This window comes from Pseudomonas sp. MWU318 (assembly GCF_016756945.1).
Lineage (GTDB): Bacteria > Pseudomonadota > Gammaproteobacteria > Pseudomonadales > Pseudomonadaceae > Aquipseudomonas > Aquipseudomonas putida_A.
In genome coordinates this window covers 247901-271205 of sequence record NZ_JAESJL010000002.1, presented here as the reverse complement: position 1 = coordinate 271205, position 23305 = coordinate 247901, and the positions used below count along the sequence as shown (strand labels likewise).

Genomic DNA, 23305 nt, shown 5'->3' with positions numbered 1-23305 from the left:
ACAGAGATCAAGATCAATGTAGGAGCTGCCGCAGGCTGCGATCTTTTGCTTTAAGGGATTTGCACGCCCTCGGCCAGCAACATGTCGATCAGGCGAATCAGCGGCAGGCCGATGAGGCTGGTGGCGTCAGGTCCTTCGGTGGATTGGAACAGGCTCACGCCCAAGCCTTCGGCCTTGAAGCTGCCGGCGCAGTCGTAGGGCTTCTCCAGGCGCAGGTAGCGTTCAATTCGCGCCTCGTCGAGCTGACGCATGTGCACGGTAAACGGCACGCAGTCGACCTGGCAGTGGCCTGTCTGGCTGTTGAGCAGGGCCAGGCCGGTGAGGAAGGTCACGCTGGCGCCGCTGGCGGCGAGTAGTTGCTCGCGAGCCTTGTCGAAGGTGTGTGGCTTGCCGATGATCCGTTCGCCGAGCGCTGCGACCTGATCCGAGCCGATAATCAGATGAGCAGGGTGGCTGGCCGCCAGAGCGCGAGCTTTCTGTTCGGCGAGGCGCTTGACCAGTTCGATGGCGGCTTCGCCCGGCCGATGGCTTTCGTCGATATCCGGCGAACTGCAGACGAACGGCAGGTGCAGGCGGGCGAGTAATTCCCGGCGATAAGTCGAGCTTGAGGCGAGTAATAAAGGCAGCATTGGCGTCTCCTGAGGCAGGTGCGAATTCTAGCGGAGGCACGCAAGTGACGGACAGGGCACAATTTCCTTTGACATGGGTGGGTGCATCCCTATAATGCTGCGCCTATGTTGAATGACCCGATTCCACCTCACGTTGACCCGCGCAAATTGGCTGACCGTGGCACCACCCTTCAAGGTGAACTGCTGCTGGCCGATTTGAAGAGACTCTGCGACCCGCTTTCCGACGATGTCGGTACGGTGCAGGCCAAATTCGTTTTTGAACGAGATGAACGTAAGTCTGTGGTGATCCACAGCTTTATCGACACCGAAGTCAAAATGGTTTGCCAGCGTTGTCTTGAGCTGGTCACCCTGCCGATCCACAGCGAATGCAGTTACGCTGTAGTGAAGGAGGGTGCGAATACCCAGTCGTTACCGAAAGGTTATGACGTGCTGGAACTGGGCGAAGATCCATTGGATCTGCAGTCACTGATCGAGGAGGAGCTTCTGCTCGCCTTGCCCATTGTGCCTGCTCATCATCCGGAAGAATGCCAGCAGCCGGCGGGAGCAGATGAACCCGAACCGAGCGAGGACGAGGTAACGCGGTCCAACCCGTTCAGTGTATTGGCGCAGTTAAAGCGTGACCCAAACGTTTAGGAGTTAATCAATTATGGCTGTTCAGCAGAACAAAAAATCCCGCTCTGCCCGTGACATGCGCCGTTCGCACGACGCTCTCGAGGCTAGCACCCTGTCTGTAGAAAAAACCACTGGTGAAGTTCACCTGCGTCACCACGTATCGCCAGAAGGCGTATACCGTGGCCGTAAAGTGATCGACAAGGGCGCTGACGAGTAATCACTTGTCCGCTCAAGTCATCGCGATTGACGCAATGGGCGGGGACTTCGGTCCCCGCAGCATTGTTCAGGCCAGCCTTGCTTGCCTTTCTGCTACGCCCTCGCTGCACCTGACCCTCGTCGGTCAACCCTCCCTACTTGAAGAACTGATCAACGGCCAATCGGCTGCCGATCGCGCGCGCCTGACGATTGTTTCGGCGTCTGAAGTCATCACCATGGACGAAAAGCCGACCCAGGCCTTGCGTGGCAAGCCGGACTCGTCGATGCGTGTCGCCCTTGAACTGGTGCGTGACGGCAAGGCTCAGGCCTGTGTCAGTGCCGGCAATACCGGGGCGTTGATGGCGCTGTCGCGATTTGTGCTCAAGACCTTGCCGGGGATTGATCGGCCGGCGATGGTGGCGGCGATTCCGACGCAGAAGGGTTATTGCCAGTTGCTCGACCTGGGCGCCAACGTCGATTGCAGCGCCGAGCATCTATTGCAGTTCGCGGTGATGGGCTCGGTGGCGGCGCAGACGCTGGGCATCGCCCGGCCGCGTGTCGCGTTGCTGAATATCGGCACCGAGGACATCAAGGGCAATCAGCAGGTCAAGCTGGCGGCGACCTTGTTGCAGGCGGCGCGCGGCATTAACTACATCGGTTTTGTCGAGGGCGATGGCCTGTATCGCGGCGAGGCGGATGTGGTGGTCTGTGACGGTTTTGTCGGCAATATCCTGCTCAAGTCCAGCGAAGGCCTGGCGACGATGATCGCCGCGCGCATCGAAGCCTTGTTCAGGAAAAGCTTTGCTTCCCGCGTGGTAGGTGCTTTGGCCCTGCCATTGATGAAGCGCCTGCAGGCGGATCTCGCACCGGCGCGACATAACGGCGCAAGCTTCCTCGGCTTGCAGGGCATCGTGGTGAAAAGTCACGGTTCGGCCGGGGTTCAGGGCTTTCAGAGCGCGATTCAGCGCGCGCTGATCGAGATTCAGGAGAACCTGCCCGAGCGCCTCCACGGTCGTCTGGAGGATTTGTTGTCTTAGGCGTTTTCGTCGGACAATGCTTAAATGTGACCGCCCGGTTCAAAGGGCCATCCAACTGTCAGTTTCTTGCGTCCCCCAGTGGGGCGTCATTTTCGACGACAAGATCATTAGGGGCTTGTTACATGTCTGCTTCCCTCGCATTCGTCTTTCCAGGACAGGGTTCGCAGTCCCTCGGCATGCTCGCCGAGCTGGGCGCGGAATATCCGTTGATCCTCGAAACCTTCAAAGAAGCCTCCGCTGCTCTGGGCTATGACCTGTGGGCACTGACCCAGCAGGGCCCGGAAGAGCTGCTCAATCAAACCGATAAAACCCAACCGGCCATTCTGACCGCTTCGATCGCTCTGTGGCGTCTGTGGCTGGCTGAAGGTGGCGCGCGTCCGGCATTTGTTGCCGGTCACAGCCTGGGTGAATACAGCGCACTGGTTGCTGCCGGCAGCCTGAGCCTGGCTGACGCGGTCAAGCTCGTCGAGCGCCGTGGCCAGCTGATGCAGGAAGCCGTTCCGGCCGGGCAGGGCGGCATGGCGGCCATTCTCGGTCTGGAAGACGCTGATGTACTGGCTGCCTGTGCCGAAGCGGCGCAGGGCGAAGTGGTCAGCGCGGTGAACTTCAACTCGCCGGGGCAAGTGGTCATCGCCGGTGCCAAGGCTGCGGTTGAGCGTGCCATCGAAGGTTGCAAGGGCCGTGGTGCCAAGCGTGCCATGCCGTTGCCGGTGAGCGTGCCGTCGCATTGCGAACTGATGCGTCCGGCTGCCGAGCGCTTTGCCGAATCCATCGCCGCCATCGACTGGCAGGCGCCGCAGATCCCGGTCGTACAGAACGTCAGCGCGCAAGTGCCGGCCGATCTGGAAACCCTCAAGCGTGATTTGCTCGAACAACTGTACAAGCCCGTTCGCTGGGTTGAATCCGTTCAGACGCTGGCTGCCAAAGGCGCTACCAGTCTGGTCGAGTGCGGCCCGGGCAAAGTGCTGGCCGGTCTGAACAAACGTTGCGCCGAAGGCGTTTCGACTTCCAATCTCAATACCCCAGACGCTTTCGTTGCCGCCCGTGCAGCGCAGGCCTGAATCAGGAGAAACTTGCATGAGTCTGCAAGGTAAAGTTGCACTGGTCACTGGTGCAAGCCGCGGTATCGGCCAGGCTATCGCACTGGAACTGGGTCGTCAGGGCGCCATCGTCGTTGGCACCGCGACCTCCGCCAAGGGTGCCGAGGCGATCGCTGCCACGCTCAAGGAGCACGGCATTCAAGGTACCGGTCTGGAACTGAACGTCACCAGCGACGAATCCGTTGCCGCCGTGATCGCGAGCATTCAGGAGCAGTTCGGCGCGCCGGCGATTCTGGTCAATAATGCCGGCATCACCCGCGATAACCTGATGATGCGCATGAAAGACGATGAATGGTACGACGTGATCGATACCAACCTGAACAGTCTGTATCGCCTGTCCAAGGGCGTTTTGCGTGGCATGACCAAGGCGCGCTGGGGCCGAATTATCAGTATTGGCTCGGTGGTGGGTGCCATGGGCAACGCAGGCCAAGTAAACTATGCAGCCGCCAAGGCCGGTCTGGAAGGTTTCAGCCGTGCGATGGCGCGTGAAGTCGGTTCGCGTTCGATTACGGTCAACTCGGTAACCCCAGGGTTCATCGACACCGATATGACCCGCGAACTGCCGGAAGCACAGCGTGAAGCCTTGCAGACGCAGATTCCGCTGGGCCGTCTGGGACAAGCTCAAGAGATCGCCTCGGTGGTCGCTTTTCTTGCATCCGACGGTGCGGCATACGTCACTGGGGCTACAATCCCGGTGAACGGTGGGATGTACATGTAAGTAAAATGTGACGGATTGCTTCAAAAAAATGTCATACGAGCTGTCTAAAATCCGTTATAAAGCTGCAATCTATTTATAGGCAGAGGGCCGCAGGGTTTGAGGAGTGAAGCTTTCAGTTGAAAAGCTGAAAAGCCTTTCTATACACTTACCCACTGGCCAGCTGCCTGAATTTGTCCATTAGGAGTGAAAACAAGGTATGAGCACCATCGAAGAGCGCGTCAAGAAAATCGTTGCCGAGCAACTGGGCGTTAAAGAAGAAGAAGTGGTCAACACTGCTTCCTTCGTTGAAGACCTGGGTGCCGACTCCCTTGACACCGTTGAGCTGGTGATGGCTCTGGAAGAGGAATTCGAGACCGAAATCCCTGACGAAGAAGCTGAGAAGATCACTACTGTACAAGCTGCAATCGACTACGTTACTAGCCACCAGGCGTAATAGTTTGTAATCGTTGTCTGCTGTCATGGAAAAACCGCACTGCCATCATGGCGTGCGGTTTTTTCTTTAGGCCTGATGCAAAGTCGTCATTTGAAAAAGGAGAGTGCTGTGTCGCGTAGACGCGTCGTAGTCACCGGTATGGGTATGTTGTCGCCACTGGGCACGGATGTGCCGAGCAGTTGGCAGGGCATTCTGGCTGGCCGCAGTGGCATTGGTCTGATCGAACACACCGACCTTTCTGCCTATTCCACCCGTTTTGGCGGCTCGGTAAAGGGCTTCAATGTCGAGGAATACCTGTCGGTCAAGGAAGCACGCAAGCTCGACCTGTTCATTCAGTACGGTCTGGCCGCGGGTTTTCAGGCTGTTCGCAACGCCGGTCTGGAAGTCACCGACGCCAACCGTGAGCGCATTGGCGTGGCCATGGGCTCGGGCATCGGCGGTCTGACCAACATCGAAGAAACCAGCCGTACCCTGCATGAGACGGGCCCACGTCGAATTTCGCCATTCTTCGTGCCAGGCTCGATCATCAATATGATTTCCGGTTTTCTGTCCATCCATCTGGGTGCACAGGGGCCGAACTACGCCATTTCCACTGCCTGTACCACCGGTACGCACTGCATTGGCATGGCCGCGCGCAACATCATGTACGACGAAGCCGACGTAATGATCGCCGGTGGTGCCGAGATGGCCGCGTGCGGTCTGGGCATGGGCGGCTTCGGCGCGTCCCGTGCGCTGTCGACCCGCAACGACGAGCCGACTCGCGCCAGTCGTCCATGGGACAAGGGCCGTGATGGCTTCGTGCTGTCTGACGGTGCCGGTGCGCTGGTACTCGAAGAGCTCGAGCACGCCAAGGCCCGTGGCGCCACGATCTACGCCGAGCTGATCGGCTTCGGCACCAGTGGCGATGCGTTCCACATGACGTCGCCACCCGCTGATGGCGCTGGTGCAGCGCGCTGCATCACCAATGCGCTGCGCGATGCGAAGATCAACATCGACCAGGTGCAGTACATCAACGCCCACGGTACTTCGACCCCGGCCGGCGACCTTGCCGAAGCCAACGCGATCAAGACCGTGTTCGGTGAGCACGCCTACAACCTGGCGGTCAGCTCCACCAAGTCCATGACCGGTCACCTGCTGGGTGCGGCGGGCGCGGTCGAGGCGATCTTCAGTGTGCTGGCGATCAACAGCCAGGTGGCACCGCCGACCATCAACCTCGATGAGCCGGATGAAGGCTGCGATCTCGATTTCGTGCCGCACACTGCGCGCAACATGGATATCGACGTCGTACTGTCCAACTCGTTCGGGTTTGGCGGCACCAACGGCACATTGGCATTCCGTCGGTTCGCCGGTTGATGGACAGCTGGGTCGACGGTCAGCCGGCTGACGCTCTGTCACTGAAAGATCGCGGCCTGGCTTATGGCGATGGGCTGTTCGAGACCATTGCCGTGCACGGCGGCCAGCCGATATTGCTGGATCGTCACCTGACGCGTTTGGCCGAGGGCTGCTCGCGTCTGGCCATCGCCGCGGATATCGAGCGGGTTCGCAGCGAGCTGCTGGCTTATGCCGCGGCAATGGGCGAGGGCGTGCTCAAGCTCATTCTCACCCGTGGTGATGGCTTGCGCGGCTACGCGCCCGATCCTGCGGCGCAGGGTCGACGCATTCTGCAAGGCAGTCCGCCTGCGACTTATTCTGCCGTGCATGGCGAGCAGGGCGTGCGCCTGTTTCCCTGCGTCACGCGGTTATCCAACCAGCCGTTGCTGGCCGGTCTCAAGCATCTGAATCGTCTGGAGCAAGTGCTCGCCCGCGCTGAATGGCGCGACGGCGAACACGCCGAAGGCTTGATGCTCGATCAGGCCGGGCGCGTCATCGAAGGCGTGTTCAGCAACCTGTTTCTGGTGCGCGACGGCATACTGATCACCCCGGATCTGAAGCGCTGTGGCGTGGCCGGAGTGATGCGCGCTGAAATATTGTTTCAGGCCGAGTCATTGGCCATCCCCATCCAAATCACCGACATCAGCCTCGAACAGCTGCAATGGGCTGATGAAGTCTTCATGTGCAACAGCGTGTATGGCGTCTGGCCGGTACGCGCCTACGCTGCACTGAGCTGGCCGGTTGGCCCGCTCACCCGTAAACTGCAAACCATTGCCCGTGCGCTACTGGATGCCTGATTCGTGAGACGTAAACTCTTGCTGCTGCTGGAAACCGGACTGGTTCTGGCAGGGCTGCTGATGGGCGCCAGCGCCTGGAAAATTCATTCGGCGCTGGAACAGCCCCTGAACATCACGCAGGAAGAACTGCTGGATGTGCCGAAAGGCTCGACACCGACCCGTACCTTTCTTGAACTCGAAACCGATGGTGTCATCAAGGACGCCTTCTGGTTGCGCATTTATTGGCGCTTCAACCTGGCCGGTACGCCGATCCATACCGGCGAATACCGCATGCAGCCGGGCATGACTGTCAACGGTCTGATTGACCTGTGGAAGCGCGGCGAAGTGGTGCAGTACAGCCTGACACTGGTCGAGGGCTGGAATTTCCACCAGGTCCGTGCCGCGTTGGCCAAAGATGAAAAGATCGAGCAGACCCTCAAGGGCTTGAGCGACAGCGAAGTGATGGAGAAAATCGGCCATCGCGGGCTGTTCCCGGAAGGGCGATTCTTCCCGGATACCTACCGCTTCGTGCGGGGCGTCTCCGACGTCGAGTTGCTGAAGAAAGCCTTTGACCGCCTCGACGAGGTATTGGCCAAGGAGTGGGAAAACCGCTCCGCTGATGCGCCGTACAGCGAGCCATATCAGGCGCTGATCATGGCCTCGCTGGTAGAGAAGGAAACCGGTGTGCCGCAGGAGCGTGGGCAGATTGCCGGCGTGTTCGTGCGTCGCATGGCGCTGGGCATGCAGTTGCAGACCGACCCGACCGTGATCTACGGCCTGGGCGATCGCTACACCGGCAAGTTGACCCGAGCTCATCTCAAGGAGCCGACGCCCTACAACACCTATGTGATTCCCGGATTGCCGCCGACGCCGATTGCCATGGTCGGCCGCGAGGCGATTCACGCCGCGCTCAATCCGGTGGAAGGCAACAGCCTGTATTTCGTCGCCCGTGGCGACGGTAGCCATGTGTTCTCCGATGATCTGGACGCACACAACAGTGCAGTGCGCGAATTCCAGCTCAAGCGCCGCGCCGATTACCGCTCCAGCCCGGCCCCGGCGAATGTGCCGGCCGCTCCGGCTACTGCGACCGAGGAGGCGACTCCTGCGGCATCTCCTGATACCGCGCCTGAAGCGCTGCCACAGGTTCCCGCTCAGGAACCCGCGCCGACGCCGGCTCCTGCTGCCGAACCCGCGACGACCGCACCGCAGAACGCGCAATGACTTTGATTAAGGACTGCCTGTGACTGGCTTGTTTATTACCCTGGAAGGCCCGGAAGGCGCCGGCAAGAGCACCAACCGCGAATACCTCGCCGAGCGCCTGCGCGCCGAAGGTGTCGAAGTAGTGCTGACCCGCGAACCCGGGGGTACGCCACTCGCCGAGCGCATTCGCGATGTGCTGCTGGCCCCGGCCGATGAAGTCATGAACCCCGATACCGAGCTGTTGCTGGTGTTCGCCGCGCGCGCCCAGCATCTGGCCGAAGTGATCCGTCCGGCGCTGGCTCGCGGCGCGGTGGTGCTGTGCGATCGTTTCACCGACTCGACTTACGCCTATCAGGGCGGCGGTCGTGGTTTGTCGCTGGAACGCATTGCTGCGCTGGAGACGTTCGTTCAGGGCGACCTGCGTCCGGATCTGACGCTGATTTTCGATCTGCCGGTGGAAATCGGCCTGGCCCGCGCCAGTGCCCGTGGCCGTCTGGACCGATTTGAACTGGAAGGCCGGGCGTTTTTCGAAGCGGTACGCAATGCGTTTCTGCAACGCGCCGAGGCTGATCCGGCGCGCTATGTGCGCATCGATGCCGGTCAGTCATTGGTCAAGGTTCAGCAAGCGCTGGATACCCTGATTCCGAACTTGCTGGAGCTGATTCGTGGCTGAGGCCTATCCATGGCAGGACAGCCTCTGGCAGCAACTGGCCGGACGTAGTCAGCACGCCCACGCGTACTTGCTGCACGGCCCGGCCGGGATCGGCAAGCGCGCGTTGGCCGAGCGCCTGATGGCCAGCCTGCTCTGTCAGCGTCCGACCCCCGAGGCGTGCGGTGAGTGCAAATCCTGCCTGCTGCTCAAGGCCGGCAGCCATCCGGACAACTACATCCTTGAGCCGGAAGAAGCCGACAAGGCGATCAAGGTCGATCAGGTCCGTGATCTGGTCAGTTTCGTGGTGCAGACCGCGCAGCTGGGCGGGCGCAAGGTGGTGCTGATCGAGCCGGTGGAGTCGATGAACATCAACGCCGCCAACGCCTTGCTCAAGAGCCTCGAAGAGCCGTCCGGCGATACCGTGTTGTTGCTGGTCAGCCACCAGCCGAGCCGTTTGCTGCCGACAATCAAGAGCCGCTGCGTGCAGCAGGCGTGTCCGCTGCCGGGCGAGGCCATGAGCCTGCAGTGGCTGGCGCAAGCGCTGCCGGAGTGTTCCGAAGAGGAGCGTGTCGAATTGCTGACGCTAGCGGCTGGTTCGCCGTTGTCGGCAGTCAGCCTGCAATCCCAGGGCGTGCGTGAACAGCGGGCGCAGGTGGTCGAAGGGGTGAAGAAGCTGCTCAAACAGCAGCAATCGCCGACGCAACTGGCCGAAGAGTGGAAAAGCATTCCGATGCTGCGCCTGTTCGACTGGTTCTGCGACTGGTCGAGCCTGATCCTGCGCTACCAACTGACCCAGGATGAAGCCGGTCTCGGTCTGACCGATATGCGCAAAGTCGTGCAGTACCTGGCGCAAAAAAGCGCCCAAGGCAAAGTCCTCGATATACAGGACTGGATTCTCGCCCAGCGGCAGAAAGTCCTGAGCAAAGCCAACCTCAACCCGGCACTGCTGCTGGAAGCGTTGTTGGTGCAATGGGCGGGATTGCCTGGTCAAAGATAAGAATGTGTACCTAGACTCTGAACATCAGCAGTGGAGGTCAACATGAATGAAGCCATCAGCCCGGGGCCGCGCAACGGCATCCTGTCCCTGACCATCAAGGACAAATCGGTGCTTTACGCCGCCTACATGCCGTTCATCAAGAACGGTGGCCTGTTCATCCCGACCAACAAGAGCTACAAGTTGGGCGACGAGGTGTTCATGCTGCTGAATCTTATGGACGAGGCGGAGAAGATTCCGGTGGCCGGCAAGGTCGCCTGGATCACCCCCAAAGGTGCTCAGGGCAACCGCGCAGCCGGCGTCGGCGTGCAATTCAATGAAGGCGACAACACCGCCCGCAGTCGCATTGAAACTCATCTGGCCGGAGCACTGAAATCCGACCGTCCCACTCATACGATGTAAGTAGCCGTCTTTTTTATGCTCGTAGATTCCCATTGTCACCTTGATCGCCTCGACCTCGCCGCCCATGACGGTTCGCTGGATGCTGCACTCGATGCGGCTCGCCAGCGAGGGGTAGGTCACTTCCTGTGTATCGGCGTGAGTGCCGACAACGCTGCCGACGTCAAAGCCCTCGCCGAGCGCTACGACGACGTCGATTGCTCGGTTGGTGTGCACCCATTGGATGTGCAACCGGGCGCGGCGCCTGCACTTGACTGGCTGCTGCACGAACTCAATCACCCGAAAGTGGTGGCGATCGGCGAAACCGGTCTGGATTATCACTACGAACCAGAGGCCGCCGAGCTGCAGCAGGAATCTTTCCGCCTGCATCTGCAAGCCGCACAGCAGACCGGCAAACCGGTGATCATCCACACCCGTGGCGCCCGTGCCGATACTCTCGAACTGCTGCGCGAAGCCGCGTTGCCCCAGGCCGGTGTGCTGCATTGCTTCACCGAAGACTGGGACATGGCCAAGGCTGCTCTGGACATGGGTTATTACATTTCCCTGTCGGGCATCGTCACCTTCCGCAATGCCGACGCCCTACGCGACGTGGCGAGCAAGGTGCCGGCCGATCGCTTGCTGGTGGAGACCGACTCGCCGTATCTGGCGCCGATCCCTTATCGCGGCAAACCGAACCTGCCGCAATACGTGCGTGAGGTAGCGGAGTTTCTGGCGATGCTGCGTGGGGAGAGCTACGAGCGGTTTGCCGAGCAGACCACCGAGAACTTCAAGCGCCTGTTTCCCTTGGCGCATGTAAAAGGCTGATCGTGTAGGAGCTGCCGCAGGCTGCGATCTTTTGATGTTGTTTTTAAAGAATCAACATCAAAAGATCGCAGCCTGCGGCAGCTCCTACATGGTGCGGTGTGCGTAAATGACAGGAATTTGCGCTAAATCGCAGGCAAAAAAAACCCGGGTTCTGGGGGGTGAATCCGGGTTAAGACCATTAGGAGTAAAACAAAGGCACGCGGTCCCTTGGTACCTTTACCGGCACGGCACTTGGGGGAGATGCCGCCCGACAGTTCAAGTATTGATCAGTCTGGCGTTCAGTCCAGTTAGCCGGTCGGGGTTTTTAAACAAATTTGGAATACGTGCGCTTCAGTTGAGTTCTCATTGCACCCCTGGCGTTCGCAAAATGAACAAGAAACGCAGATGTGGTCGGATGATCCGTGCATTTTTGTGCAAGTTAGGCATAATACGCGGCTTCGAATTTTGACCCCTACAGACCTTTTCTTATGCACAAAGAACCTCGTAAGGTCCGTGAGTTTCGTCGCCGCGAGCAAGAAATTCTCGATACCGCGCTCAAGCTGTTCCTCGAACAAGGTGAAGACAGCGTCACCGTCGAGATGATTGCTGATGCCGTGGGTATCGGCAAAGGCACGATCTACAAGCATTTCAAATCCAAGGCCGAGATCTATCTGCGCCTGATGCTCGATTACGAGCGTGATTTGAACGAGCTGCTGCATTCGGCCGATGTCGACAAGGACAAGGAAGCGCTGTCCCGTGCCTACTTCGAATTCCGCATGCGCGACCCGCAGCGCTACCGCCTGTTCGACCGTCTCGAAGAGAAGGTGGTAAAAGGCAATCAGGTGCCGGAAATGGTCGAGGAGCTGCACAAGATCCGTGCCTCGAACTTCGAACGCCTGACCCTGCTCATCAAAGGCCGGATCAGCGAAGGCAAGCTCGAAGACGTGCCGCCATACTTCCACTACTGCGCGTCCTGGGCGCTGGTGCACGGCGCGGTGGCGCTGTATCACTCGCCGTTCTGGAGCAATGTGCTGGAAGATCAGGAAGGTTTCTTCCAGTTCCTGATGGACATCGGTGTGCGCATGGGCAACAAGCGCAAGCGCGACCCGGAAACGCCGAGCAGCTGAATCATTCAGCGGCCTTATTGCGCCATGATTTCGCTACATGACGCAGTACCGCAGGAATATACTCAGGCATAGGGCTTGCTAAAGCTTGATTTGTGAGTCAAGTTTTAGCGGCTCGAAATTCTATCGCCGGAGTGATCATGATCGTTGACCGTCAAGGCAGGCGTTTTCGCAATTTGCGCATCAGCCTGACTTCAGCCTGCAATTACGCCTGTACCTACTGCGTGCCCAACGGCAAGCGGTTGGTGGCTGCGCAGGATGAACTGTCGGCCGAGGCCATGGCCCGTGGCGTGGCTTATCTGATCGAAGCCGCCGGCATCGAGCGCTTGCGCATCACCGGTGGCGAGCCGCTGGTCAGCCCCAAACTCGAATCTTTCATGAGCGCCGTCGGCAAGATGGGCCTGGAAGACATCAGCCTGACCACCAATGGTCAACTCCTGGCGAAGAAGCTGCCGCTACTGGTGGATGCCGGCCTGCGCCGGATCAACGTTTCTCTCGATACCCTGGATGCCGGCGCGTTCCGCAGCATTGCCCGTGGCGGCGATCTGGCGACCGTGCTCGATGGCATGGACCAGGCGAAAGCGGCGGGACTGAAGATCAAGGTCAACATGGTGCCGTTGCGTGGGCAGAACCTGGATCAGGTGATGCCGCTGCTCGATTACTGCCTGGAACGGGGCTATGAGTTGCGTTTCATCGAGTTGATGCGCATGGGCCACCTCGCCACCGACTCCAACGCCTTCCTGCAACAGTTCGTCAGTCTGCAGCAACTGCTGAGCCTGATCGGCGAGCGCTACGAGTACGCCCAGGCTGATGCGCCGGTGGATGCCACAGCCGTGCGCTATGCGATCCCGGGAGTAGGCCATTTCGGCGTGATCGCCAACGAAAGCGTGCCGTTCTGCCGCACCTGTTCGCGCTTGCGTCTGTCGTCGACCGGCTGGCTGCACGGCTGCCTGTCGTCGAGCAACCGCCACTATGTCGGTGATCTGCTCGACAAGCCGCGCCATCAGGCGTTGCCGGCGTTGCAGCGTCTGTTGGTCAAGGCGTTGGGCGACAAGCAGGAAGTGGCGTTCTCCGGTGGTGCGACCGTCATGAAGATCATCGGCGGCTGATCCCTCTTTTTCGCGAGCAGGCTCGCTCCCACAGGGTTTTGCGCAATTCTGTGGGAGCGAGCCTGCTCGCGAAAGCGATTCATCATTCGACGCAGATCCTGAGCTGGCGCAAAAGCTGCATCTAACGGCCATTCGCCGGTTTTCCGTCACCGGCTTCTGGAGGATGAGGATGCGTAGCCTGGTTTTGCTGCTGGCCGTTTTGGCGCTTGGCGGCTGTATGACTGTCAGCGATATGGCCGAAGGCACTCGCTATCAGATGAGCGACGCGGGGCTGCTGGATCACAGCGACAGCCGTCGGGTGAACAATTTCCGCATTCAGCCGGACTCGTTCATCTACATCGCCCAAGGTTCATTCGCACCGCCGGGTGGCTCCTACCCACGGCCGAACGTGGTGGCAGAAGAAGCGTTCAAGGGTTTTGTCGAATACTTCCCGATGGTCCGCCGCGCCCGTGCCCCGGAAGGTCTTGACCAAGCGATGGGCGAAGCTCGAGATGCCGGCGCGCACTACCTGCTGTACACCCGCTTCGCCAAGGCTGACGACCGCATCGGCAACTCTGACGAATGGCTCGATCAGGAAGCCGTGGATCGCCTCGGCATCGACGGTGGGGTGATTCAGATCATGTTGATCGAGACCAGCACCCAGTATTTGATTGATACTGCACGGATCAAGAGTCGTGGCGGTTTACTGACGTTCCACGATAACAAGCCGGAAGACCTGATCGGCCCGCCGCTGGCGCAATACGCGCGCAGCCTGCTGGGAGTCGGCGACCAATAAACCAAGGAGTACGACATGAGTGGACCGCAAAAAGCCAATGACCTGTTGGGGCAGATCCCCAAAACCAAAGGCCTGCCGCCGGTGCACTTGTGGAACCCGGACTTCTGCGGTGACATCGACATGCGCATCGCCCGCGACGGCACTTGGTATTACCTGGGTACGCCGATCGGGCGCAAGCCGATGGTCAAGCTGTTCTCCACCATCATCCGCCGCGACGGCGATGATTATTTCCTGATTACCCCGGTCGAGAAGGTCGGGATCAAAGTCGACGATGCGCCGTTCGTGGCGATTGCCGTTGAGGTCGAAGGCGAGGGCGAGGCGCAGGTCCTGCGTTTCACCACCAACGTTGAAGAGACCGCCGAAGCCGGGGCGGAGCATCCGCTCCGCGTCGAGATCGACCCAACAACCCAGGAACCCGCGCCTTACGTACATGTGCGCACCAACCTCGAAGCGCTGATTCACCGCAATGTGTTTTACCAACTGGTGGAACTGGCGGTCAGTCGTGAGATCGATGGGCAGCGCTGGCTGGGTGTGTGGAGTGGCGGCGAGTTCTTCCGGATCGGCCTCGAACCTTGATCACAATCCCCCTGTAGGAGTGAGCCTGCTCGCGATAGCGGTGGATCAGTCACTGTTGCTGGTGACTGACACACCGCTATCGCGAGCAGGCTCACTCCTACAGGGGTTTTATTTTTCAGTAGAAAATCCCGATTGACTGTTAATCATATGATCATTAGCGTGGACACCCATCGCCAACTGCTTTGAGGTCTCCATGTCCAGCAGCTTTCATGCGTCAACGGTCGATTGGCTGGGCAGCTGGATTGCCGCTGGCCAGGTCAAGTCGGGGCAGGCGATCAAGGTCGAGGCGGATCTGGGCGAGCAGTTAGGTGTCAGCCGCACCGTGATCCGAGAAGCGATCAAAACCCTGGTTGCCAAAGGCATGCTCGAAGTCGGGCCGAAAGTCGGTACCCGGGTGTTGCCGGTGCGGCGCTGGAACCTGTTTGATCCGCAAGTCGTCGGCTGGCTCTCACGCAACGGCCTGCCGGAAAACTTTGTTGATGACCTGCTCGACCTGCGCCGTACCATCGAACCGATGGCTGTGCGCTGGGCCTGCGAGCGCGCCAGCCTGGAGCAGATTCACGCGGTGCAACTGGCCTACAACGCGTTGGAGCGGGCGGTCGACAGCGGCATCGACTACAACCGTGCCGACCAGGCCTTCCACGAATGCATTCTGGCCGCCAGCCACAACCAGTTCATCGAGCAAATGGTCCCGGCCCTGGGCGCCTTGCTCGCCGTGTCGTTTGAAGTCTCCGCTGCCGACCCCGATGAACTGCGTCGCACATTGCCGATTCACAAGGACATGGCTGACGCCATCGCCGCCCGTGACTCCGCGCGCGGCGTGTGGGCCTGCATGACCCTGATTGACAATGCCGACCTGGCAATCAAACGCTTTTACCCACAGGTGATGGCCGACAAAAAAGCCAGCTGAGAACACAGATTCCCCTGTAGGAGTGAGCCTGCTCGCGATAGCGGTGGGTCAGTCACAATCGTCGTCACTGACCCACCGCTATCGCGAGTAGGCTCACTCCTACAGTTAAAACAACAACATGAAGGATTCAATATGCCGTTGACCGCCGCAACCCAACACCGCGCCAAGCTCGGCGAAGGGCCATTCTGGGACGCCCCGACCCAGGCACTGTACTGGGTCGATATCGCCGGCAAGCAGGCGCTGCGGCTGATCGGCAATAATGTGCAGATCTGGCAGATGCCCGAGCACGTTTCCGCGTTCATCCCCTGTGCCAGCGGCGATGCGCTGGTGACGCTGAGCAGCGGCGTCTATCGCCTGGATCTTGATTCCCCCGGTCTCGAACCACGCCTGACGCTGTTCTGCATCGCCGACCCGCAACCGGGCAATCGGCCCAACGAGGCACGCTGCGATGGTCAGGGGCGACTGTGGCTCGGCACCATGCAGAACAACATCGGCGACAACGGCGAAGACCTGCCGATTGAGCGTCGTTCCGGTGGCTTGTTTCGCATTGATCCCGACCAGCGTGTCACGCCATTGCTGCTCGGTCTCGGCATTCCCAACACGCTGTTGTGGAGCGACGACGGCACCAGACTGCTGTTCGGCGACAGCCTCGACGGGGCGCTCAATCGCTATTTCATTCACACCGACGGCAATCTCGGCAACGCAGATATCTGGTACGGCCCCGACCAGAACGGCGGCCCGGATGGTTCGGCAGTCGACGCCGAAGGGTATGTGTGGAACGCGCGTTGGGACGGCAGCTGCCTGCTGCGTCTGACGCCGCACGGCAAGGTCGATCGCAAAATCGACCTGCCCGTCAGCCGGCCAACCAGTTGCGTATTCGGCGGCGAAGACCTGAAAACCCTGTACATCACCAGCGCCCAGAGTCCGCACAACCACCCGCTGGATGGCGCGGTGCTGTCGATGCGCGTCGATGTGCCGGGCAAACTCTGTACGCGGTTTGCAGGCTGAATCCCAAAATGTGGGATGCAAAATTATATATTGAGATTATTCGACAGTCGGGTTTATAGTCGGCTCCAGCAGTAACACGCACTCACACTTAAAAAGAACAAAACAGGTGAAGTGATGCAGCGAACCTCTATCGCACTCCTCAGCGGAGTCAGCGTCTCGCAACGGCCCGGCGTCGCTCGCCGCGCCTGCCTGTTTCGTTTTCACAGTCTTCCAGACCGGACATCGACAGATGCCCGGTTTTTTTGTGCTGACGAACAGGAGTCCTGATCCATGGCTGAACCTCTTTCCTTGCCGCCGGTGCCCGCGCCGCCGAAGGGTGAGCGTCTGAAAAACAAAGTGGTGCTGCTGACCGGTGCCGCTCAAGGCATCGGCGAAGCCATCGTTGCCACCTTCGCCTCGCAGCAGGCCAGACTGGTGATCAGCGATATTCAGGCAGAAAAGGTCGAGAAGGTTGCCGCCCAGTGGCGCGACAAGGGCTACGACGTGCAGGCGATCAAGGCTGACGTCTCGCGCCAGCAAGACCTGCATGCCATGGCCAGACGGGCCATCGAGCTGCACGGGCGCATCGACGTGCTGGTCAACTGCGCCGGGGTCAACGTGTTCCGCGACCCGCTGCAAATGACCGAAGAAGACTGGCGTCGTTGCTTCGCCATTGATCTCGATGGCGCCTGGTTTGGCTGTAAAGCCGTGCTGCCACAGATGATCGAGCAGGGTGTCGGCAGCATCATCAACATCGCCTCGACCCATTCCAGCCACATCATTCCCGGCTGCTTCCCGTATCCGGTGGCCAAGCACGGCCTGCTTGGGCTGACCCGGGCGCTGGGCATCGAATACGCGGCGAAGGGCGTTCGGGTCAACGCCATCGCCCCGGGGTACATCGAGACGCAACTCAACGTCGATTATTGGAACGGTTTTGCCGATCCCCACGCCGAGCGTCAGCGAGCATTCGATCTGCACCCGCCGAAACGCATTGGCCAGCCGCTCGAAGTGGCGATGACCGCGGTGTTTCTGGCCAGTGATGAAGCGCCGTTCATCAACGCCTCGTGCATCACCATCGATGGTGGGCGCTCGGTGATGTACCACGACTGAGTGGATCGTGTTTCAGGCGGTGAACTCCGCGTGAAATCCAATCATCATACGATATGACTATTTTTGTCCTACATTGCAAAACCGGGCTTTAACGCTTTTCAAATAACGCTCAAAAAAAATAACAAGGAGTCAGCTTATGAAACGTCGTTTCGGGATTCGTACCCTGTGCAGTGCCGCCCTGGCGGTCACCGCGTTCAGTCTGAGCAGTACGCTGCTGGCTGCCGATGCCGTGAAAATCGGTTTCCTGGTCAAACAGGCTGAAGAGCCGTGGTTCCAGACCGAGTGGGCCTTCGCCGAGAAAGCCGCCAAGGACAAAGGCTTCGAACTGATCAAGATCGCCGTGCCAGACGGCGAGAAAACCCTCTCGGCCATCGACAGCCTCGCGGCCAATGGCGCCAAAGGCTTCGTGATCTGCCCGCCGGACGTCTCGCTCGGCCCGGCGATCATGGCCAAAGCCAAGCTCAATGACCTGAAAGTGATTGCCGTGGACGATCGTTTCGTCGACGCCAACGGTAAGTTCATGGAGGACGTGCCGTACCTCGGCATGGCCGCGTTCGAAGTCGGCCAGAAGCAGGGCAACGCGATGGTCGCCGAGGCGAAGAAACGCAACTGGGACTGGAAAGACACCTACGCGGTGGTCAACACCTACAACGAACTCGACACCGGCAAGAAACGCACCGACGGTTCGATGAAGGCGCTCGAAGACGCCGGCCTGCCGAAAGACCACATCCTGACCGCCGCGCTGAAAACCCTCGACGTGCCGGGCAGCATGGACGCCACCAACTCGGCGCTGGTCAAGCTGCCCAGTGCGGCGAAGAACCTGATCATCGGTGGCATGAACGACAACACCGTACTCGGCGGCGTCCGCGCCACCGAAGCCGCCGGGTTCGCTGCGGCCAATGTGATTGGCATCGGCATCAACGGCACCGACGCCATCGGCGAGCTGAAAAAGCCCAACAGCGGTTTCTTCGGTTCGATGCTGCCAAGCCCGCACATCGAAGGCTACAAGACCGCCGAGATGATGTATGAGTGGGTCACCACCGGCAAAGAGCCGCCGAAGTACACGGCGATGGACGACGTCACCCTGATCACCCGTGAGAACTTCAAGCAAGAGCTGGAAAAAATCGGCCTGTGGAATTGATGGCTGCTCGATCGGTGTGAAGAGGTGACTCAGATGCACGCGCAAGTACAGACACATGCAAGCAGCGCCGGCGGCAGCCTGCGCTTCAACGGGATCGGCAAGACCTTCCCCGGGGTCAAGGCGCTGGACGCCATCAGCTTCGTCGCCCATCCGGGGCAGGTGCACGCCTTGATGGGCGAGAACGGCGCCGGCAAATCGACCCTGCTGAAAATCCTCGGTGGCGCCTACATTCCGAGCAGCGGCGAGTTGCAGATCGGCGAGCAGACCATGGCGTTCAAGTCGACGGCCGACAGCATCGGCAGCGGCGTCGCGGTGATTCACCAGGAGCTGCATCTGGTGCCGGAAATGAGCGTGGCGGAGAACCTGTTTCTCGGTCATTTGCCGGCCAGTTTCGGCCTGATCAATCGTGGCGTCCTGCGCCAGAATGCCTTGGCCTGCCTCAAGGGCCTGGCCGATGAAATCGATCCGCAGACCAAGGTCGGGCGTCTGTCGCTCGGCCAGCGGCAACTGGTGGAAATCGCCAAGGCGCTGTCCCGTGGCGCGCATGTGATCGCCTTCGATGAGCCGACCAGCAGCCTCTCGGCGCGCGAAATCGACCGTTTGATGGCGATCATCAGCCGCCTGCGCGATGAGGGCAAAGTGGTGCTCTACGTCTCGCATCGCATGGAGGAAGTGTTCCGCATCTGCGATGCGGTGACGGTGTTCAAGGACGGCCGTTACGTGCGCACCTTCGATGACATGAGCCAGTTGACCCACGATCAACTGGTGACCTGCATGGTCGGCCGCGACATTCAGGACATCTACGATTACCGCAGTCGTCCACGCGGCGCGGTGGCGTTGAAGGTCGACGGTTTGCTCGGCCCGGGGCTGCGTGAGCCGGTGAGTTTCGAGGCGCACAAGGGCGAGATTCTCGGGCTGTTCGGTCTGGTCGGGGCCGGGCGCACCGAGCTGTTTCGCTTGCTCAGCGGGCTTGAGCGCAACACCGCCGGACGCCTTGAGCTGCGGGGGCATGAATTGAAATTGCGCTCACCGCGCGATGCGATTGCCGCCGGGATCCTGCTGTGCCCCGAGGACCGCAAAAAGGAGGGGATCATCCCGCTGGCCAGCGTTGCCGAGAACATCAACATCAGCGCGCGCGGCGCCAATGCCAGCCTCGGCTGCCTGCTGCGCGGGCTGTGGGAGAAGGGCAACGCTGACAAGCAGATCAAGGCGCTGAAAGTCAAAACCCCGCACGCCGGTCAGCAGATCAAATTCCTGTCCGGCGGCAATCAGCAGAAGGCGATTCTCGGCCGCTGGCTGTCGATGCCGATGAAGGTGCTGCTGCTCGACGAGCCAACTCGCGGCATCGACATCGGCGCCAAGGCCGAGATCTACCAAATCATCCATAACCTGGCCGCCGACGGTATTTCGGTGATCGTGGTGTCCAGCGACCTCATGGAGGTGATGGGCATTTCCGACCGCATTCTGGTGCTCTGCGAAGGCGCGCTGCGCGGCGAAGTCAGCCGCGACCAGGCCAATGAATCCAACCTGCTGCAACTGGCTTTGCCGCGCCATCGCGCTGACGGCGTGGCGAACTGAGAGGTGACTATGATGACCATCCAAAACAAGGCGCTGCCGACTCCCCGCAAACCGCTGGATCTGCGGCGCTTCCTCGACGACTGGGTCATGCTGCTGGCGGCCATCGGCATCTTCGTCGCCTGCACCTTGCTAATCGACAACTTCCTCTCGCCGCTGAACATGCGCGGGCTGGGCCTGGCGATTTCCACTACCGGCATCGCCGCGTGCACCATGCTCTATTGCCTGGCGTCGGGGCACTTCGACTTGTCGGTGGGCTCGGTGATCGCCTGCGCCGGTGTGGTGGCGGCGGTGGTGATGCGCGACACCAACAGCGTGTTCCTCGGCGTCAGCGCGGCGCTGGTGATGGGCCTGATTGTCGGGCTGATCAACGGCATCGTGATTGCCAAGTTGCGGGTCAACGCGTTGATCACCACGCTGGCGACCATGCAGATCGTTCGCGGCCTGGCGTACATTTTTGCCAACGGCAAAGCGGTGGGCGTGTCGCAGGAATCGTTCTTCGTCTTCGGCAACGGCCAGTTGTTCGGCGTACCGGTGCCGATCCTGATCACCATTGTCTGCTTCCTGTTCTTCGGCTGGCTGCTGAACTACACCACCTACGGGCGCAACACCATGGCCATCGGCGGCAACCAGGAAGCGGCATTGCTCGCCGGGGTGAACGTTGACCGGACCAAGATCATCATTTTCGCCGTGCACGGCGTGATCGGCGCGCTCGCTGGGGTGATTCTGGCGTCGCGCATGACCTCCGGGCAGCCGATGATCGGCCAGGGTTTCGAGCTGACGGTGATTTCGGCGTGTGTGCTCGGCGGCGTGTCGCTGAGCGGCGGGATCGGCATGATCCGGCATGTGATTGCCGGGGTGTTGATTCTGGCAATCATCGAGAATGCGATGAACCTGAAGAACATTGATACGTTTTATCAGTATGTGATTCGCGGTTCGATTCTGTTGCTGGCCGTCGTCATCGATCGCCTCAAACAACGCTGAGATCAAAAGCTCCCCCTCACCCTGGCCCTCCCAGAGGGAGAGGGGACTGATTGGGGGATCTTTCAGAGATACATCGACCTGAAAGTGCTTTGCTGAATCCATAATCGACTGGATTTTTCAGGTCGATGTAGAGCGTGAAACTGCTCGGTCAGTCCCCTCTCCCTCCGGGAGAGGGCTAGGGTGAGGGGCTTTTGATTCTCCCGCCTTCTGTCACCTTCCCTAAATTTCCCTTGCTCGTCCGCACCCGTTTCGGGTATCAATTTGTACATGATTAGACAGGTACGATTTGACAAGAAACAACGGGTGGTCGACGAACTCGTCCGGCGCATCGAAAGCGGCCTCATGGAGGACGGCTTTCTGTTGCCCGGCGAGCATCAGTTGGCTCAGGAATTCAACGTCAGCCGTGGCACGTTGCGCGAAGCGCTGGCCGAACTGAAGCGGCGCAATTACATCGCTACGCAGAGCGGAGTCGGCTCGATCGTCACCTTCGACGGTATGGTGCTCGATCAGCGCAGCGGCTGGGCGCAGGCCTTGGCCGACAGCGGGGCGCTGATCAACACCGAAGTGCTGCGCCTGGAAGCGGTGACGCGGCCTGATCTGCTTTCGCGCTTCGGCACCGACCAATTCATCACCCTCGATCGCCGTCGTCGTTCCAACAACGGCACACTGGTGTCCCTCGAACGTTCTTTGATGCCGGCGACCGGCGGCCTGGAAAGCCTGCCGCGGGTCGGTCTGATCGACAACTCGCTGACCATCACCCTGGCCGCTTACGGCTACATCGGCGAGCGCGGTGATCAGTGGATCGGCGCCGAACCGCTGAATGCCGAAGACGCTGAGCTGCTCGGGCGCCCGGTGGGAACCGTGTTCCTCAAGGCCCTGCGCACCACCTACGACCGGCAGAACCGTTTCATGGAGCAGGTCGAAAGCCTGCTCGACCCGGTGCATTTCCGTCTGCACCTGCAATTTGGAGAATCGAAATGACCGCGCTCAACCGTGCCCTCGGTGCGTTTTATGGCCTGGCCCTCGGTGATGCGCTGGGAATGCCGACGCAATCGTTGAACCGCGAAACGATCAAGACCCGCTTTGGCCGGATCACTGATCTGCAGGATGCCGGCCCTCTGCAACCGATCGCCGCGAACATGCCCAAAGGCTCGATCACCGACGACACCGAACAGGCGATTCTGGTCGGCGAGTTGCTGGTCGAAGGCAAGGGCCGCATCGAGCCGGCAGTCCTCGCCCAACGGCTGATCGAATGGGAGGCGGAAATGCAGGCAAAGGGCTCGCAGGACCTGCTCGGCCCGTCGACCAAGCGCGCCATTGAAATGATCCTCGGTGGCCATTCACCGGAGGAGGCCGGGCGTTACGGCACCACCAACGGTGCGGCGATGCGCATCACCCCGGTGGGCATCGCCGCAAACGTCGCCGATCCCGAGCGTTTCATTGCGGCCGTGGTGCAGGCCTGTCAGGTCACCCACAACACCACGCTGGGGATTTCCAGCGCGGCGGCGGTCGCGGCGGTGGTCTCGGCCGGGATCAACGGCATGGATCTGGGCGAGGCATTGAACCTTGGCCAGCAGATTGCGCAGCAGGCCGAGGCGCATGGGCACTGGGTCGCCGGTGGGCGTATCGCTTCGCGCATCAGTTGGGCGCGAACCATCAGCGTCGACAGTGACAAGGCGCTGCTGGCGGATCTGCTGTACGACGTGATCGGCACTTCGGTGGCCTCGCAGGAATCGGTGGTGGTGTCGTTTGCCCTGGCGCAGCAAGTAGCCGTTGGCGAGATGAGCGCGTTCGAAGCGTTGTGCATGGCCGCCAGCCTTGGCGGCGACACTGACACCATCGCGGCAATTCTCGGCGCCATGCTCGGGGCCTGCCTGGGCCTTGAGAGCTGGCCGGCGCCGATGATCGCCACAGTCAAAGCGGTCAATCATCTGGAGCTTGAGCCCCTCGTGAAAGGACTCCTCACCTTACGCTGAGGACCCGTGTAGGAGCTGCCGAAGGCTGCGATCTTTTGATCTCCAGCAGTCTTCGGGCAGCCGGAAAATCAAGATCAAAAGATCGCAGCCTGCGGCAGCTCCTACAGGAGATGTGCAGGCGATTGAATTGCCCACAACC

26 protein-coding genes are annotated in these 23305 nt (G+C 60.3%); 25 read left to right on the top strand and 1 reads right to left on the bottom strand.

Annotated features, from left to right (window positions below; translation table 11 throughout):
- Positions 1–50 precede the first annotated feature (50 nt).
- A complete protein-coding gene (locus tag JN524_RS05235) occupies positions 51–629 on the bottom strand; it encodes a Maf family protein (RefSeq protein ID WP_202368727.1) in 579 nt (192 codons plus the stop codon).
- Between the two features lie 105 nt (positions 630–734).
- On the opposite strand from JN524_RS05235, the gene JN524_RS05230 reads away from it, so the two are divergent.
- The 25 genes from JN524_RS05230 to JN524_RS05110 all read left to right on the top strand — a co-directional run bounded on the left by JN524_RS05230 (position 735) and on the right by JN524_RS05110 (position 23166).
- Positions 735–1262, top strand: a complete 528-nt coding sequence (locus JN524_RS05230) for a YceD family protein (protein WP_003204262.1) — start codon at positions 735–737, stop codon at positions 1260–1262.
- Between the two features lie 13 nt (positions 1263–1275).
- Positions 1276–1458 (top strand): 50S ribosomal protein L32, encoded by a 183-nt coding sequence (gene rpmF / locus JN524_RS05225; RefSeq protein WP_003179396.1) that lies wholly within the window; start codon positions 1276–1278, stop codon positions 1456–1458.
- 4 nt (positions 1459–1462) lie between these two features.
- Positions 1463–2473: a phosphate acyltransferase PlsX gene (gene plsX, locus JN524_RS05220; RefSeq protein WP_202368726.1), complete on the top strand. Its 1011-nt coding sequence runs from the start codon at positions 1463–1465 to the stop codon at positions 2471–2473.
- Positions 2474–2595: 122 nt separating this feature from the next.
- On the top strand, positions 2596–3534 hold the full coding sequence (gene fabD / locus JN524_RS05215; protein WP_202368725.1) for an ACP S-malonyltransferase: 939 nt from the start codon (positions 2596–2598) through the stop codon (positions 3532–3534).
- Positions 3535–3550: 16 nt separating this feature from the next.
- A complete protein-coding gene (gene fabG / locus JN524_RS05210) occupies positions 3551–4291 on the top strand; it encodes a 3-oxoacyl-ACP reductase FabG (RefSeq protein ID WP_027612356.1) in 741 nt (246 codons plus the stop codon).
- A gap of 196 nt (positions 4292–4487) precedes the next feature.
- A complete protein-coding gene (gene acpP, locus JN524_RS05205) occupies positions 4488–4724 on the top strand; it encodes an acyl carrier protein (protein ID WP_003175607.1) in 237 nt (78 codons plus the stop codon).
- Between the two features lie 108 nt (positions 4725–4832).
- Positions 4833–6077, top strand: coding sequence for a beta-ketoacyl-ACP synthase II (fabF, locus tag JN524_RS05200; protein WP_027612357.1), 1245 nt, complete (start codon positions 4833–4835; stop codon positions 6075–6077).
- Complete coding sequence (pabC, locus tag JN524_RS05195; RefSeq protein WP_202368724.1) at positions 6077–6892, top strand: aminodeoxychorismate lyase; 816 nt, start codon at positions 6077–6079, stop codon at positions 6890–6892. Before fabF ends, pabC begins: the two co-directional genes overlap by 1 nt.
- A 3-nt stretch (positions 6893–6895) precedes the next feature.
- Positions 6896–8092 (top strand): endolytic transglycosylase MltG, encoded by a 1197-nt coding sequence (gene mltG / locus JN524_RS05190; protein WP_202368723.1) that lies wholly within the window; start codon positions 6896–6898, stop codon positions 8090–8092.
- A gap of 19 nt (positions 8093–8111) precedes the next feature.
- A complete protein-coding gene (gene tmk, locus JN524_RS05185; RefSeq protein WP_139054895.1) occupies positions 8112–8744 on the top strand; it encodes a dTMP kinase in 633 nt (210 codons plus the stop codon).
- On the top strand, positions 8737–9720 hold the full coding sequence (locus JN524_RS05180) for a DNA polymerase III subunit delta' (RefSeq protein ID WP_202368722.1): 984 nt from the start codon (positions 8737–8739) through the stop codon (positions 9718–9720). The genes tmk and JN524_RS05180 overlap by 8 nt, the downstream gene beginning before the upstream one ends.
- Positions 9721–9762: 42 nt before the next feature.
- Entirely contained in the window at positions 9763–10119 is a 357-nt protein-coding gene (locus tag JN524_RS05175) for a PilZ domain-containing protein (RefSeq protein WP_027612362.1), read from the top strand.
- A gap of 15 nt (positions 10120–10134) precedes the next feature.
- Positions 10135–10920, top strand: a complete 786-nt coding sequence (locus JN524_RS05170; protein ID WP_202368721.1) for a TatD family hydrolase — start codon at positions 10135–10137, stop codon at positions 10918–10920.
- A gap of 467 nt (positions 10921–11387) precedes the next feature.
- The gene (locus JN524_RS05165) at positions 11388–12026 is read left to right on the top strand and encodes a TetR/AcrR family transcriptional regulator (protein WP_007950805.1); all 639 of its coding nucleotides are present in this window, start codon (positions 11388–11390) and stop codon (positions 12024–12026) included.
- Positions 12027–12163: 137 nt separating this feature from the next.
- Positions 12164–13132, top strand: a complete 969-nt coding sequence (locus tag JN524_RS05160) for a GTP 3',8-cyclase MoaA (protein WP_064588674.1) — start codon at positions 12164–12166, stop codon at positions 13130–13132.
- 169 nt (positions 13133–13301) lie between these two features.
- Entirely contained in the window at positions 13302–13907 is a 606-nt protein-coding gene (locus JN524_RS05155; protein ID WP_007950810.1) for a DUF4823 domain-containing protein, read from the top strand.
- A gap of 15 nt (positions 13908–13922) precedes the next feature.
- The gene (locus JN524_RS05150; protein ID WP_202368720.1) at positions 13923–14483 is read left to right on the top strand and encodes a DUF1285 domain-containing protein; all 561 of its coding nucleotides are present in this window, start codon (positions 13923–13925) and stop codon (positions 14481–14483) included.
- Between the two features lie 193 nt (positions 14484–14676).
- Complete coding sequence (locus JN524_RS05145) at positions 14677–15393, top strand: FadR/GntR family transcriptional regulator (protein ID WP_202368719.1); 717 nt, start codon at positions 14677–14679, stop codon at positions 15391–15393.
- 132 nt (positions 15394–15525) lie between these two features.
- Entirely contained in the window at positions 15526–16401 is an 876-nt protein-coding gene (locus JN524_RS05140) for an SMP-30/gluconolactonase/LRE family protein (protein WP_202368718.1), read from the top strand.
- Between the two features lie 270 nt (positions 16402–16671).
- Positions 16672–17490, top strand: a complete 819-nt coding sequence (locus JN524_RS05135; protein WP_202368717.1) for an SDR family oxidoreductase — start codon at positions 16672–16674, stop codon at positions 17488–17490.
- A gap of 136 nt (positions 17491–17626) precedes the next feature.
- Positions 17627–18631: a substrate-binding domain-containing protein gene (locus tag JN524_RS05130; RefSeq protein WP_027612369.1), complete on the top strand. Its 1005-nt coding sequence runs from the start codon at positions 17627–17629 to the stop codon at positions 18629–18631.
- 33 nt (positions 18632–18664) lie between these two features.
- Entirely contained in the window at positions 18665–20209 is a 1545-nt protein-coding gene (gene araG, locus JN524_RS05125) for an L-arabinose ABC transporter ATP-binding protein AraG (protein WP_134787069.1), read from the top strand.
- 12 nt (positions 20210–20221) lie between these two features.
- Positions 20222–21190: an L-arabinose ABC transporter permease AraH gene (gene araH, locus JN524_RS05120; protein ID WP_027612371.1), complete on the top strand. Its 969-nt coding sequence runs from the start codon at positions 20222–20224 to the stop codon at positions 21188–21190.
- A gap of 267 nt (positions 21191–21457) precedes the next feature.
- Positions 21458–22171, top strand: a complete 714-nt coding sequence (locus tag JN524_RS05115; RefSeq protein ID WP_202368716.1) for a GntR family transcriptional regulator — start codon at positions 21458–21460, stop codon at positions 22169–22171.
- Entirely contained in the window at positions 22168–23166 is a 999-nt protein-coding gene (locus tag JN524_RS05110; RefSeq protein WP_202368715.1) for an ADP-ribosylglycohydrolase family protein, read from the top strand. The genes JN524_RS05115 and JN524_RS05110 overlap by 4 nt, the downstream gene beginning before the upstream one ends.
- Positions 23167–23305: the final 139 nt, after the last annotated feature.

Bases quoted from the DNA above. Each gene is read 5' to 3' on its own strand.
- JN524_RS05235 (WP_202368727.1), bottom strand. From the start codon at position 629: ATGCTGCCTTTATTACTCGCCTCAAGCTCGACTTATCGCCGGGAATTA.
- JN524_RS05230 (WP_003204262.1), top strand. From the start codon at position 735: ATGTTGAATGACCCGATTCCACCTCACGTTGACCCGCGCAAATTGGCT.
- rpmF (WP_003179396.1), top strand. From the start codon at position 1,276: ATGGCTGTTCAGCAGAACAAAAAATCCCGCTCTGCCCGTGACATGCGC.
- fabD (WP_202368725.1), top strand. From the start codon at position 2,596: ATGTCTGCTTCCCTCGCATTCGTCTTTCCAGGACAGGGTTCGCAGTCC.
- fabG (WP_027612356.1), top strand. From the start codon at position 3,551: ATGAGTCTGCAAGGTAAAGTTGCACTGGTCACTGGTGCAAGCCGCGGT.
- acpP (WP_003175607.1), top strand. From the start codon at position 4,488: ATGAGCACCATCGAAGAGCGCGTCAAGAAAATCGTTGCCGAGCAACTG.
- pabC (WP_202368724.1), top strand. From the start codon at position 6,077: ATGGACAGCTGGGTCGACGGTCAGCCGGCTGACGCTCTGTCACTGAAA.
- JN524_RS05175 (WP_027612362.1), top strand. From the start codon at position 9,763: ATGAATGAAGCCATCAGCCCGGGGCCGCGCAACGGCATCCTGTCCCTG.
- JN524_RS05170 (WP_202368721.1), top strand. From the start codon at position 10,135: ATGCTCGTAGATTCCCATTGTCACCTTGATCGCCTCGACCTCGCCGCC.
- JN524_RS05165 (WP_007950805.1), top strand. From the start codon at position 11,388: ATGCACAAAGAACCTCGTAAGGTCCGTGAGTTTCGTCGCCGCGAGCAA.
- JN524_RS05160 (WP_064588674.1), top strand. From the start codon at position 12,164: ATGATCGTTGACCGTCAAGGCAGGCGTTTTCGCAATTTGCGCATCAGC.
- JN524_RS05155 (WP_007950810.1), top strand. From the start codon at position 13,302: ATGCGTAGCCTGGTTTTGCTGCTGGCCGTTTTGGCGCTTGGCGGCTGT.
- JN524_RS05150 (WP_202368720.1), top strand. From the start codon at position 13,923: ATGAGTGGACCGCAAAAAGCCAATGACCTGTTGGGGCAGATCCCCAAA.
- JN524_RS05145 (WP_202368719.1), top strand. From the start codon at position 14,677: ATGTCCAGCAGCTTTCATGCGTCAACGGTCGATTGGCTGGGCAGCTGG.
- JN524_RS05140 (WP_202368718.1), top strand. From the start codon at position 15,526: ATGCCGTTGACCGCCGCAACCCAACACCGCGCCAAGCTCGGCGAAGGG.
- JN524_RS05135 (WP_202368717.1), top strand. From the start codon at position 16,672: ATGGCTGAACCTCTTTCCTTGCCGCCGGTGCCCGCGCCGCCGAAGGGT.
- JN524_RS05130 (WP_027612369.1), top strand. From the start codon at position 17,627: ATGAAACGTCGTTTCGGGATTCGTACCCTGTGCAGTGCCGCCCTGGCG.
- araG (WP_134787069.1), top strand. From the start codon at position 18,665: ATGCACGCGCAAGTACAGACACATGCAAGCAGCGCCGGCGGCAGCCTG.
- araH (WP_027612371.1), top strand. From the start codon at position 20,222: ATGACCATCCAAAACAAGGCGCTGCCGACTCCCCGCAAACCGCTGGAT.
- JN524_RS05115 (WP_202368716.1), top strand. From the start codon at position 21,458: ATGATTAGACAGGTACGATTTGACAAGAAACAACGGGTGGTCGACGAA.
- JN524_RS05110 (WP_202368715.1), top strand. From the start codon at position 22,168: ATGACCGCGCTCAACCGTGCCCTCGGTGCGTTTTATGGCCTGGCCCTC.